Source organism: Pseudohalocynthiibacter aestuariivivens (assembly GCF_018457175.1).
GTDB classification, from domain to species: Bacteria; Pseudomonadota; Alphaproteobacteria; order Rhodobacterales; family Rhodobacteraceae; genus Pseudohalocynthiibacter; species Pseudohalocynthiibacter aestuariivivens.
Genome location: NZ_JAGFNU010000001.1, coordinates 630,983 through 643,005, shown reverse-complemented (window position 1 = coordinate 643,005; position 12,023 = coordinate 630,983). Strand labels below are relative to the sequence as shown.

Genomic DNA, 12,023 nt, shown 5'->3' with positions numbered 1-12,023 from the left:
GTTGTCCCTACATGGAGGATGATGCGAAACGGTTCAATGGCCGAAGGCATTTTCGATGATCTGCAACGAACCACTTGCATCGACCAGCGCCACATCAAACCGAGCATCGGTGTTTTGCCCTGCCGGTTCGCCCGCCAAAAACTCCGAAGCGGTGGCGTAGATACGTTGCATCTGGTTTGGACGAATACGTTCGGCGGCACGGGCAAAGTCCCTGCTCTTCTTAACCTCGACAAAAATCAAATGCGCGCCATCCTGAACGATCAGATCAATTTCGCCTCCCGTTCCTCGCCAGCGCATTGCCCTGATTTCACATCCTTCTGCCAAATAGTGGCGTGCTACAATTTCCTCTGCGGATAGACCGGCAAGGTAAGACGTTCTACCGCTCATCTGTTTTTCGCCATTGCCAGTGCCGCCTGATAAACAGTTCTGCGTGGAATCGACAGCGCCTCTGAAACTGCGTTGGCCGCGTCCTTGACAGACATTGATTTCAACGCGTTCCCCAGCGCCTCTTCCATCGTGGCAGCGTCCGCTCCCTCACCACGTGCGCGATCAATCAGAACCACGATTTCGCCTTTGACGCTTCGCTCTGCGAATACCTGATTGAGTTCAGCAACAGAGCCACGAACGACTTCTTCAAATTTCTTGGTAAGTTCACGGCAAACCGCTGCCGATCTTTCGCCCCCAAACACAGTTTCACAAGTGCCAAGAAAACTTTTTAGTCGCTTCGGAGATTCGTACAATACCAGCGTACCTGGAATATCGCGTAGATCTTCCAGAAATTTTTGCCGCTGTCCTTTGGCATTTGGCGCAAAACCAGCAAAGAAAAACCTGTCGGTTGGAAGGCCTGCGATGCTAAGTGCTGCAAGTATTGCCGAAGGCCCCGGCGCGCTGGTCACCAAGTAACCCGCCTCGATTACAGCTTTGCTCAACGCATAGCCCGGGTCGGCAACAAGCGGTGTGCCAGCCTCTGACGCATAGGCCACTGATTTGCCTTGTTCCAGCATTGCCAAAAGTCGCGGACGCACCTGCGCACCGTTGTGATCATGATAGGCAATTAATGGACGGTCCCCTAGTGGGACGCCGTGAATTTCCATTAACTTTCGCGCCGTACGGGTGTCTTCAGCCGCTATTACATCAGCAGAAGCCAGAATATCAAGTGCACGCAGCGTAATGTCTCGCGCGCTGCCGATCGGTGTCGCCACGAAATACAGACCGGCGGACAATGGCTTCTTTTGAAAATTCACCTGTGATTCCGCCTTTTGCTTTTCGTTTACACTTGTCATTCAACCGCTTACTCTGGCAAGGCTCGTATGTTGTGCCGAGGGAGTGAGGATAACCCTATGTTTGCTGTTTTGAGTTCTGCCCGCAAGTCGCTGGGAATTGCTTTCGTTTTACTATCTGTTGTTTTGCTTGCGGCTTGTCAGCCCGGCGGACTTGGAGGTGGTCCATCAATTAATACGAACCGTCCGGTTGCCGTCGCGCTTCTGGTTCCACAAGGGTCAGTTAACCCGGGCGATTCTGTTTTGGCACAAAGTTTGGAAAATGCCGCACGTCTTGCGATTTCAGACCTAGAGGGTGTGCAAATTGATCTGCGGGTTTATCCAACTGCCGGTCTTAGTGGCCAAGCCGCCGAAGCGGCGCGCCGTGCCGTTAACGACGGGGCGAAAATTATCCTCGGCCCGGTTTTTGCTGACGCAGCGAACGCCACAGGCGTCGCAGTTGCAAACCGCAACGTCAACGTTCTGTCTTTTTCGAACAATACAGAGATTGCAGGCGGAAACGTTTTTGTCCTAGGCAACACATTTGAAAACACCGCGAACCGGTTGGTTAGTTACTCGGTCAGCCAGGGGCGTAGCAACATCATGGTCGTGCATGGTCAGGATATCTCAGAAGAAATTGGGCGTGATGCGATCATTTCAGCAATTGGTCGAAGCGGTGGCACCCTTGCGGGAGTAGCAGGATTTGAACTATCGCAACAAGGCTTGATTGACGCCATTCCTGGCATTGCGGGTCAGGTGCAGTCTTCGGGTGCGCAATCAGTGTTCTTCACCTCTGGTACCGACGGGGCCTTGCCTTTGCTGACGCAACTTTTGCCGGAAAACGGTGTCGAGACAGATGTCAGCCAGTTTATTGGTCTGCGCCGCTGGGACATCCCTGCAACTGCGTTGGCCTTGCCCGGCGTGCAAAATGGGTGGTTTGCGCTGCCTGATCCCGCACTGAATGATCGCTTTCGTGATCGTTACGCAGCCGCCTATGGCACCCCGCCGCACCCTATTGCCGGTTTAGCCTATGACGGAATCGCCGCAATTGGCGCGTTGATCAAATCAGGTCAGTCTGATGCTCTAACAACCGCCGCACTGACCCAAGGATCAGGCTTTGTAGGAGTGAACGGAGTGTTCCGCTTGCTTCCAGATGGAACCAACCAACGCGGGCTGGCGATTGCCCAGATCCGCGAGAACCAGGTTATTGTAATTGACCCTGCCCCACGCTCCTTCACAGGAATCGGTCTCTGAACCGATCCTCTTAACGCAACCGTTTCTTGTGCCGGACGATTTGATTTGTCCGGCACAAGAAATATTTGACCATGGTGCCGTTGTGACTGCACTGCTGGCTGCCTTGCCTGAGGCCGAAGACAGTAAGGCCATTCGCGCACTCACCGTAAAAGTATTGACGGACGCTAAAAAGCGCGGGAACGCGGCAATACGAGACGCGTTCAAAGCCAGACCACTTGATGCGCGCCCCACGACACGCGCCTATACCTATCTGGCTGACAGCCTTGTTGCTGTTACGTTATACGTTGCGCAGAACTGGCTGCATCCGTTGTCAAACCCAACAGAAGGGGAACGATTGACCCTTGTGGCAGTCGGTGGGTACGGCCGTGCGGAAATGGCACCGCATTCCGATATAGATCTTCTGTTTCTGACGCCCTATAAAATCACCCCATGGGCCGAAAGCGTCATTGAATCAATGCTTTACATCCTTTGGGATTTGCGCCTGAAGGTTGGGCATTCAAGCCGGACCATTCGCGATTGCCTCACCCTTGGGCGCGAAGATTATACTATTCGCACGGCGCTGCTTGAGCATCGCTATCTTGGTGGGAATGAACCACTTGCAGCGAAACTCAAGCAGGTTTTGTGGAAAGACCTGTTTCGAAACACCGCCTCTGACTTCATCGAGGCGAAACTTGCTGAACGCGCAGAGCGCCACAGAAAGCAAGGTGGTCAACGCTATGTGGTTGAGCCAAATGTCAAAGAGGGCAAAGGCGGGCTACGCGATCTTCAATCGCTGTTCTGGATCGCAAAATACGTTCACCGGGTGCACGACACGACAGAGCTTGTCTCTGTCAAAGTGTTCACACAGGAAGAGTTTGACAGGTTTGACCAGGCGGAAAGCTTCTTATGGGCCGTCCGGTGCCACCTGCACCTGATCACCAACCGTGCAATGGATCAGTTAACATTCGATCTGCAAGTCGAAGTGGCCTCAAGCATGGGTTACACAGATCACAGTGGGCGGCGAGCGGTTGAGCATTTCATGCAAGATTATTTTCGCCATGCAACAAGCGTGGGGGAACTAACCCGCATCTTCCTGACTGCACTTGAAGCGAGCCACGTAAAACGTGCGCCAAGCTTGATGCGCTTCCTGAGACGACGGAAGAAACTCAAACCCGGCTATAAGCTCGTGCAAAACCGCCTCAGCATCACAGGCGAGAAGGCTTTTTTAAGCGAGAAATTAAACATCCTTCGCATTTTCGAAGAGGCCCTTCGCACTGGTTATCTGATTCACCCGGATGCCATGCGGCTGATCGCGGCGAACCTCGATCTGATCGACGATGACATGCGTAAAGACAAGGAAGCCGTGCGCATCTTTCTTGATCTGCTTTTGAAACACGGTAACCCTGAACGTGCGCTGCGGCGCATGAACGAACTTGGCGTGCTTTCAGCATTTATCCCGGATTTTGAACCGATTGTGGCGATGATGCAGTTCAATATGTACCATCACTACACCGTTGATGAGCATACGATTCAGTGCATTTCTGTCCTTGCCCAGATTGAACGCGAGGAACTGGTTGAAGAACTACCCGTTGCTTCTGGCATCCTGAAAGAGGGTGTTAACCGGAAGGTTTTGTATTTTGCACTGCTGTTGCATGACATTGGCAAGGGTCGCCCAGAGGACCATTCGATCTTTGGGGCACGGGTTGCGCGAAGATTAGCGCCCCAATTTGGTTTGAAACCCGACGAATGTGATGCCGTCGAATGGCTTGTACGTTATCATTTGCTGATGTCGGATATGGCACAAAAGCGCGACATTGGTGATCCGCGTACTATTCGCGATTTTGCAAAAGCGGTAAAAACCAGGAAGCGACTTGATTTGCTGACAGTTATGACCGTCTGCGACATCCGCGGAGTTGGCCCGACAACATGGAACAACTGGAAGGCCATGCTGCTGCGCCGACTGCACGCCGAAACTGCCTCTGCACTTGAGACGGGCTATGAAACCCTCAATCACGCCGCCCGCAGCAATGAAGCAAAGCGCACCTTGCGCGAGGCTTTGTCTGATTGGGACAAAAAAGATCTGCGCGTTGAAACGTCTCGCCACTATTCACCTTACTGGCAAGGCCTTCAGACAGCCCAGCACGAGATTTTTGCACGCCTGCTTCTTGGGATCGGAGACGATGAAATCCGCATGGACCTTAAGCCGGACCAAGACAGAGATGCGACGCAAGCCGCCTTCGCGCTGGCCGATCACCCGGGGATTTTTTCCCGTCTTGCAGGGGCGTTGGCGCTGGTTGGGGCCAACGTCGTTGACGCGCGGACTTACACTTCAAAAGACGGGTTTGCGACGGCTGTTTTTTGGATACAGGACGCCGAGGGGCACCCCTACGAAGTCAATCGCCTTAACCGGTTGCGCAGCATGATCAACAAGACGCTGAAAGGCGAAGTGATTGCACGGGACGCCCTGAAAGACCGCGACAAAATTAAGAAACGCGAACGTGAATTCCGTGTTCCAACCTCGATAACTTTCGATAATGACGGCTCGGAAATTTATACGATTATCGAGGTTGATACCCGTGACCGACCGGGCCTGCTTTACGATCTGACCCGCACAATGGCGACGTCAAACGTCTATATAGCATCCGCAGTTATCGCGACCTACGGCGAACAGGTGGTCGATACATTCTATGTAAAAGACATGTTCGGGCTAAAGTTCCATTCCGAAGCAAAACAAAAAACGTTGGAAAAACGGCTTCGCGATGCGATCCGGCAAGGCGCCGAAAGGGCACAATCAGAATGAGAATGATGGGCGGGTTCTTTACGGTTGGGTTCTGGACTCTCGCAAGCCGGATACTGGGATTTGTTCGTGATGTTCTGATCGCGGCTTACCTGGGAACCGGTCCGGCGCATCAGGCGTTTGTTGCGGCTTTTACCCTGCCAAACCTGTTTCGGCGCTTCTTTGCAGAAGGCGCATTTAACATGGCCTTCGTGCCCATGTTTTCGAAGAAGCTGGAAAGTGGTGATGACCCCATAGGGTTTGCCAAAGACGCGTTTTCCGTGCTGACAACCATACTGATTGTGCTGACCGTCGTCGCGCAACTGATAATGCCTTGGTTGATCTATGCCCAGGTGGCAGGATTTGCCGGTACGCCAAAGTTTGATCTGGCGGTTGACTACGGACGTATAGCATTTCCCTATATTATTTTCATTTCACTGGCTGCTTTGCTGTCAGGCGTTTTGAATTCAACGGGGCGGTTCGCAGCCGCCGCAGCCGCGCCCGTTTTGCTGAACATTCTTTTCATATCCTCAATGATCCTTGCGGCATTTCGGGGCTGGGATATCGCGTCGGCACTGATCTGGACCGTCCCCATTGCCGGTGTCTTGCAAATGGCTCTGGTCTGGTGGGCGGCACGCCGCGCAGGTTTTACGATTACACTGAGCTGGCCGCGCTGGACGCCCGAGCTTAAACGTCTGGCTATCATCGCAGCCCCCGCAGCCCTTGCCGGCGGCGTTGTGCAGATCAACCTCCTCGTTGGACGGCAAGTTGCGAGCCAGTTTGATAAAGCGATTTCATGGCTCTACAACGCAGACCGCCTCTATCAATTGCCCCTCGGCGTTGTTGGCATTGCGATTGGTATTGTTCTGTTGCCAGAGCTTTCAAGACGGTTGCAAGCCGATGACAGCAAAGGCGGGCAAGAAGCGCTTAGTCGCGCCGGGGAAATGGCGCTTGCGCTTACTTTGCCTTCGGCCGTTGCGTTGCTGATTGTGCCAATGCCGCTTGTCCAGGTTCTGTTTGAACGCGGGCTGTTTACCGCTGATGACACTGCCGCGACTGCGCTCGTGGTTGCAATCTATGGGTTGGGCCTGCCTGCCTTCGTGCTGCAAAAGGTGTTGCAGCCATTGTTTTTCGCCCGAGGAAATACCAAAACCCCGTTTTATTACGCCTTGATTGCGATGGTTCTGAATGCAGTGATCGCAATCGGTCTTGCACCGTTTATCGGCTATGTTTCAGCCGCACTGGCAACAACCTTTGCTGGCTGGGCAATGTTCTGGTTGCTTTGGGCCGGATCGCGCCAAATGGGCAATGCGGCACTGTTCGACGCCCGCTTCAAGCAAAGACTGTGGCGTCTTATCGTAGCCTCTGCCCTTATGGGCGCGTGCCTTTTGGTGACTATGTTAGTGATCGGACCAATGTTTGGAATTGCCGGATGGCGATATCTGGCTTTGTTGATTCTGGTCGCCTCCGGCACCGTCAGCTACGCTTTGTTCGGCCACTGGCTGGGTGCGTTCAATGTCGCTGATTTCCGTGCTGCAATGCGCCGACGATAAAACCGCCACCACTATCTGCGGCGTAGGACGGCCATAACGTGGGACCACCCGCCGGGACAAACAAAGAAGGAAAGACCAAAGCCTGTTGCAAAACCTGCAACATCGGCGACCCAGTCTTTACCACCACCGAAGAACAGACCGAAGATCAATTGGATGCCCAGTAGGAACGCAATCAAGGTAAAGGCGCGGTACTTGTTGGCGCCATGTGCCGCAAGATTGACCCAAAGCAAAAAGGTAAATGCACCGATCAAGCCGTAGACAGCCGGATACCCGCCGATAAGCCCTGCCCGTTCGTTCAATAAGCCGTAAACTATCGCCCCAACAATCGACGCGCCAAAAAATACGGCAAGCACAGCCCAGGCGCGAAAAACCTCACCCACCATCTTGCCAAGGGCCAGCACGAAAACAACGACAAATAGCATATGGGTAAAGCTCACATGCACAAACGAGTAGGTTACATAACGGATCAAGTTGTCACCAGAAAAGCGGCCCGTTTCGAGCATCCAGTTTTGCAATCCACCCGGCACCGCGTAGGTTTCAAGCGCTGATAGGCGCCAGCCAACAGCTTCGGCGCCACCCAAAAGGCCACGCGCACCCAGATTGAACAATACCTCGATACCAAAAATCAAAGCGGCCAGTGCCACCACCACTGGTGGTAACGGGTTTACGGGTGACGCATTGGGATCACTGCTCATATCATTGGCTCCATTGGTTGACGGCCTGTTTCCCCATGGGTAAGGCAGCCAGTAGTATAAATCCAGATGGAGTAAGCATAATGACAGAGGTGGTCCATACACCCCGTGTCTTTTCAGGCATCCAGCCTTCGGGCGGCCTGACCCTTGGCAACTACCTTGGCGCACTGAAGCGTTTCGCGCAGGCACAGGACAGGGGTATTGAAACGATTTATTGCATGGTCGACCTGCATGCGATCACCGTCTGGCAAAACCCTGACGATTTGCGCCGTGCAACGCGCGAACTTGCGGCAGGCTTCATTGCCTCTGGAATTGACCCTGAAAAATCGATCCTTTTCAACCAAAGCCAGGTTGCAGAGCACGCGCAGCTCGCGTGGATCTTCAACTGCGTTGCCCGTATGGGATGGCTGAACCGGATGACCCAGTTCAAGGATAAAGCTGGCAAGAACAGAGAGAATGCTTCTGTCGGGCTCTTTGCCTATCCGAACCTTATGGCGGCAGACATTCTGGTTTACCACGCGACACACGTTCCGGTAGGCGAAGACCAAAAGCAGCATCTGGAATTGACACGCGATATCGCAACGAAGTTCAATAATGACTTCGGCGTCGATTTTTTCCCAATCACCGAACCCGTTATTGAAGGCGCTGCAACACGGGTGATGTCACTGCGTGACGGCAGCAAGAAGATGTCAAAATCTGATCCGTCCGACGCAAGTCGCATCAACATGACCGATGATGCTGACACTATCGCGAAGAAGATTCGTAAGGCAAAAACCGATCCGGATGCTCTGCCGTCGGAAAGCGCGGGATTGGCAGACCGCCCAGAAGCAAAGAACCTTGTAAATATTTATGCCGCTCTTGCTGATCAGACGGTCGACGCTGTGCTTGCCGATGTGGGTGGCAAGCAGTTCTCAGAATTCAAGCCAATGCTGTCTGAACTCGCGGTCGAAAAGCTGTCACCAATCTCAGGCGAAATGGCGCGTCTGATGCAGGACACGTCAGAGATTGATCGAATACTGGGCCTCGGCGCAAGCAAGGCCAGCGCAATTGCACGACCAATTCTTGAAAAAACTTATGACATTGTCGGGATGATCCGGTCCCGCTGACGCTCTGCTTCAATGCACAGACTCTGCGCGCGCCCTTGGGATGAAAGGGGGCGCGTTGATTGCTATGTTGTTGGGGAGGATCACAAAGGATTAGCCCCATGACAACTGCGCATCCGGAAACCCGAATTGGTCATGTGCATCTGAAAGTCGCCGATCTTGAGCGCGCGATCGATTTTTATTCGGGTGTTCTGGGCTTTGAGCTTCAGACCCGGTACGGAACAGAAGCCGCCTTTTTATCTGCCGGTGGGTATCACCATCATATTGGTCTAAACACTTGGCATAGCGCGGGTGGCACACCACCACCTCCTGGCCATACCGGTCTGTTTCATACAGCGTTTCTCTACCCGAACCGCGCAGAGCTTGCCCGTGCGGTGCGCCAAGTGATCGACGCCGGTATCAAAATAGAGGGCGCGTCAGACCACGGTGTCAGCGAAGCCGTTTATCTGAGTGATCCAGATGGTAACGGCATAGAGCTATACGTGGATCGTGCCGAAAAAGACTGGCCACGTTCCACAGATGGCAGCCTGGCCATGACGACGGCGCGGCTGGATTTAGAAGCGCTGTTGGCAGAGGCTGACACACTTTAATGTCAGAAAAAATGTCTCATTTTGGGTCTGGACGTCTGACTTAAACCTCCGTTACGCTCCGCGCGACAAAGGGAGAAGCATCATGGTCATCGGTATAAATATCCGCACCTATTTTAAAGGAAGCTGGCACACGGGTGACGTGCCGGTCATTCGTGCGGCGGATCATGGGGCATGGCTTGGGACGACCGTCTTTGACGGCGCGCGCTTCTTTGAAGGCATTGCGCCCGACCTTCGGGCACACTGCGAACGCGTGAACCGTTCAGCGACAGCGCTGATGATCACGCCTTCTGTCAGCGCCGAGAAGATGGTGGAGCTTGTCTGGGAAGGGCTGAGCGGGTTTTCAAAAGATGCCGCAGTCTACATCCGGCCAATGTACTGGGCGATAAACGGCGGGCACAGCGGTATTATCCCCGCAGAGGGGAAACCGGGTTTTGCCATTTGTCTCGAAGAAATTGCTATGGCCCCCGCAGAAGCGTCTACAACGCTGACCACAACCCGTTTCCGGCGTCCTATGCTGGAAGACAATGTTGTGAATGCGAAAGCAGGGTGTCTTTACCCAAACAACGCGCGGATGCTGGCAGAGGCCCGCTCCAAAGGATACGCCAACGCACTGGTTGCGGATGCTGTTGGCAATGTCGCCGAAACCGCGACAGCCAATGTGTTCATGGTGAAAGATGGTGAGGTTTTTACGCCGATTCCAAACGGAACATTCTTGTCAGGGATCACCCGCGCCCGCCATATTTCAAACCTCTCAACAGATGGCCTTCGCATTCATGAAACTGTACTCAGTTTTGACGACTTCAGAGAAGCGGACGAGGTGTTTCTAACCGGAAACATGTCAAAAATTACGCCCGTCACTGAATTTGACGGCACGCATTATCAGGTTGGGCCCGTCACAAGACGTGCGAGAGAGCTTTACTGGGACTGGGCGCATTCAGCCAAGTGAATGGATGCTTGCGCGTATCGCAACGCTGGGTCATCATTGCGCTGTTAAAGGGAGCCCTACATGCGTAAGTTTCTGGTTGTGCTGGATGACAGCCGCGAATGCCTGAATGCCATGCGTTTTGCTGCGATGCGTGCAGCCAGAACAGGCGGTGGCGTAGAAATATTATCCATTATTCCACCTGACGAATTCAACCACTGGATCGGTGTCGGCGATTTGATGAAAGAAGAAGCGCGCGAACGAATCCATGCCCATTTTGAGGTTTTCGCAAAATGGATGCGTGACAAGCAAGGCGTTGACCCGGAACTGGTTATTCGCGAAGGCGAAGCTGTGGAAGAAATACTTGCTCAGGTAAATGAAGACCCGGAAGTTGGCGTTCTGGTGCTTGGTGCTGGCATAGATAAAAAAGGCCCAGGTCCGCTTGTGACGCAGATGTCCCGCGCCTCGGGCAACCTGCCGATCCCGTTGACCATTGTGCCGGGCGATTTGTCCAAGGAACGGCTGGAAGCGATAACTTAAGCCCAAAAAGAGTTACGCTTTCCAAGTTTTAAAGAGCCTGATTGTTTCTAGCGCGCTGCAATAAGGGCCGCCGCACTTGCCATTATTCCAGCGCTGCAACGGTTGGCGACACGCACCGCTGCCGAACTTTTAAGTAAACTGCGGGCTCTGGCAGCCAAAGCCACCCAAACAAGGTCAATCGAAACAAGCACAAAAAGCATCGCTGCTGTTAGCTCGACCCAACCTGAAACTGTCAGTATTTTCAGGTCTATGATCGATGGCAATAACGCCATGTAAAACACCATGATTTTCGGGTTGCCCAAAGTCACTGCCAACCCGGCGGCAAACATCTTTGTTCCTGAACGACGCCCTGTCAGATCCGACACTTCGAATGCGACAGGAGCGGTCCACATCCTCCAGGCCAAATACACAAGGTAGAGAACACCAACCCATTTGAGCACCAAAAATGCTGCGTGAAATGACTCTGCGATAGAGGCCAAACCCCACACCGCGAGCGAGAGCCAGATTGCTTCGCCAAACCACATCGCCGCAAGAAATGGCATTACATCCCGGGGGCCGCGCGACAGTACTCTTGCGACAAGCGCAGCAATACTTGGCCCAGGTGAACCTGCAGCAACAAGCAAAGCGCCTGCAAACAAAACGAGCGATGCGAGCTCCATGGATAACAACTTTCCAAAAAAGCAACCTAGTAGATGTTTCGTAAAAGCGAACGAAGATGCAAGCCAGTAAGGTTCAAAAAGGCGAATTTAGAGATTCCTAGCTCAACTCAATTCACTAATATTTAGTAAATCGCGCGGTATAACTATCAGATCTGGTCTTGCTATCGATCATGGCATTACCGCAAATTCAAAATACGTTTTGACGAACGAACAAAAGGGAGCGATGGCAAATGATTGAAGGTCTCAGCCACATAACCTTTATCGTCAAAGATCTTGATCGTATGGAGAACATGCTGACAAAGGTTTTTGGCGCAAAAAAAATTTACGACAGCGGTGCTGGCACATTTTCAATTTCCAGAGAACGGTTTTTCGATATTGGCGGTCTTTGGATTGCCACGATGGAAGGGGAACCACTACCTGAACAAACGTATAATCACGTCGCTTTCAAGATATCCGATGCGGAATATGACGACTATCTGGACCGAATTAATGCGCTTGGCCTTAAGGTACGCACCGGGCGGTCGCGTGTCGAAGGTGAGGGGCGATCGATTTATTTTTATGACTACGACAATCACTTGCTAGAATTGCACAGTGGGACGCTGGAAGAGCGTCTTGCCCGTTACGCCAAGTAGCGTAGTTTTCGACGCTGCCCGGACGGTTTAGAACGGTTCTAAACCTTGACAAAACCCACGTCCG

At 53.0% G+C, this 12,023-nt stretch carries 12 protein-coding genes; 8 read left to right on the top strand and 4 right to left on the bottom strand.

The window, feature by feature from the left end:
- Positions 1-33 precede the first annotated feature (33 nt).
- The gene (locus J4E70_RS03220) at positions 34-387 is read right to left on the bottom strand and encodes a YraN family protein (protein ID WP_213887605.1); all 354 of its coding nucleotides are present in this window, start codon (positions 385-387) and stop codon (positions 34-36) included.
- Entirely contained in the window at positions 384-1,283 is a 900-nt protein-coding gene (gene rsmI / locus J4E70_RS03215; protein WP_246531575.1) for a 16S rRNA (cytidine(1402)-2'-O)-methyltransferase, read from the bottom strand. The genes J4E70_RS03220 and rsmI overlap by 4 nt, the downstream gene beginning before the upstream one ends.
- 57 nt (positions 1,284-1,340) lie before the next feature.
- On the opposite strand from rsmI, the gene J4E70_RS03210 reads away from it, so the two are divergent.
- Genes J4E70_RS03210 through murJ form a run of 3 tightly spaced genes read left to right on the top strand, consistent with a single transcriptional unit; the run spans position 1,341 to position 6,821 of the window.
- The gene (locus J4E70_RS03210; protein ID WP_213887604.1) at positions 1,341-2,513 is read left to right on the top strand and encodes a penicillin-binding protein activator; all 1,173 of its coding nucleotides are present in this window, start codon (positions 1,341-1,343) and stop codon (positions 2,511-2,513) included.
- Between the two features lie 4 nt (positions 2,514-2,517).
- Positions 2,518-5,292, top strand: a complete 2,775-nt coding sequence (locus J4E70_RS03205) for a [protein-PII] uridylyltransferase (protein ID WP_377608280.1) — start codon at positions 2,518-2,520, stop codon at positions 5,290-5,292.
- Positions 5,289-6,821, top strand: a complete 1,533-nt coding sequence (gene murJ, locus J4E70_RS03200; RefSeq protein ID WP_213887602.1) for a murein biosynthesis integral membrane protein MurJ — start codon at positions 5,289-5,291, stop codon at positions 6,819-6,821. Before J4E70_RS03205 ends, murJ begins: the two co-directional genes overlap by 4 nt.
- Before the next feature lie 11 nt (positions 6,822-6,832).
- On the opposite strand, the gene J4E70_RS03195 is transcribed toward murJ, so the two are convergent.
- The gene (locus J4E70_RS03195) at positions 6,833-7,516 is read right to left on the bottom strand and encodes a rhomboid family intramembrane serine protease (RefSeq protein WP_213887601.1); all 684 of its coding nucleotides are present in this window, start codon (positions 7,514-7,516) and stop codon (positions 6,833-6,835) included.
- A gap of 80 nt (positions 7,517-7,596) precedes the next feature.
- Between J4E70_RS03195 and trpS the strand changes: the two genes are divergently transcribed.
- The 4 genes from trpS to J4E70_RS03175 all read left to right on the top strand — a co-directional run bounded on the left by trpS (position 7,597) and on the right by J4E70_RS03175 (position 10,668).
- Complete coding sequence (gene trpS, locus J4E70_RS03190) at positions 7,597-8,619, top strand: tryptophan--tRNA ligase (RefSeq protein WP_213887600.1); 1,023 nt, start codon at positions 7,597-7,599, stop codon at positions 8,617-8,619.
- Positions 8,620-8,717: 98 nt separating this feature from the next.
- Positions 8,718-9,206: a VOC family protein gene (locus tag J4E70_RS03185; protein ID WP_213887599.1), complete on the top strand. Its 489-nt coding sequence runs from the start codon at positions 8,718-8,720 to the stop codon at positions 9,204-9,206.
- 82 nt (positions 9,207-9,288) lie between these two features.
- Positions 9,289-10,152, top strand: a complete 864-nt coding sequence (locus J4E70_RS03180) for a branched-chain amino acid aminotransferase (protein ID WP_213887598.1) — start codon at positions 9,289-9,291, stop codon at positions 10,150-10,152.
- A 60-nt stretch (positions 10,153-10,212) separates the two neighbouring features.
- Positions 10,213-10,668, top strand: coding sequence for a universal stress protein (locus J4E70_RS03175; protein WP_213887597.1), 456 nt, complete (start codon positions 10,213-10,215; stop codon positions 10,666-10,668).
- A gap of 47 nt (positions 10,669-10,715) precedes the next feature.
- On the opposite strand, the gene J4E70_RS03170 is transcribed toward J4E70_RS03175, so the two are convergent.
- Complete coding sequence (locus J4E70_RS03170; RefSeq protein ID WP_213887596.1) at positions 10,716-11,327, bottom strand: LysE family translocator; 612 nt, start codon at positions 11,325-11,327, stop codon at positions 10,716-10,718.
- 230 nt (positions 11,328-11,557) lie between these two features.
- Between J4E70_RS03170 and fosX the strand changes: the two genes are divergently transcribed.
- Positions 11,558-11,959, top strand: coding sequence for a FosX/FosE/FosI family fosfomycin resistance hydrolase (gene fosX, locus J4E70_RS03165; protein WP_213887595.1), 402 nt, complete (start codon positions 11,558-11,560; stop codon positions 11,957-11,959).
- The last annotated feature ends 64 nt before the right edge of the window (positions 11,960-12,023 follow it).

Coding starts and splice junctions, on each gene's coding strand:
- trpS (WP_213887600.1), top strand. CDS start 7,597: ATGACAGAGGTGGTCCATACACCCCGTGTCTTTTCAGGCATCCAGCCT.
- J4E70_RS03175 (WP_213887597.1), top strand. CDS start 10,213: ATGCGTAAGTTTCTGGTTGTGCTGGATGACAGCCGCGAATGCCTGAAT.
- J4E70_RS03170 (WP_213887596.1), bottom strand. CDS start 11,327: ATGGAGCTCGCATCGCTCGTTTTGTTTGCAGGCGCTTTGCTTGTTGCT.
- J4E70_RS03195 (WP_213887601.1), bottom strand. CDS start 7,516: ATGAGCAGTGATCCCAATGCGTCACCCGTAAACCCGTTACCACCAGTG.
- J4E70_RS03185 (WP_213887599.1), top strand. CDS start 8,718: ATGACAACTGCGCATCCGGAAACCCGAATTGGTCATGTGCATCTGAAA.
- J4E70_RS03210 (WP_213887604.1), top strand. CDS start 1,341: ATGTTTGCTGTTTTGAGTTCTGCCCGCAAGTCGCTGGGAATTGCTTTC.
- murJ (WP_213887602.1), top strand. CDS start 5,289: ATGAGAATGATGGGCGGGTTCTTTACGGTTGGGTTCTGGACTCTCGCA.
- J4E70_RS03220 (WP_213887605.1), bottom strand. CDS start 387: ATGAGCGGTAGAACGTCTTACCTTGCCGGTCTATCCGCAGAGGAAATT.
- rsmI (WP_246531575.1), bottom strand. CDS start 1,283: ATGACAAGTGTAAACGAAAAGCAAAAGGCGGAATCACAGGTGAATTTT.
- fosX (WP_213887595.1), top strand. CDS start 11,558: ATGATTGAAGGTCTCAGCCACATAACCTTTATCGTCAAAGATCTTGAT.
- J4E70_RS03180 (WP_213887598.1), top strand. CDS start 9,289: ATGGTCATCGGTATAAATATCCGCACCTATTTTAAAGGAAGCTGGCAC.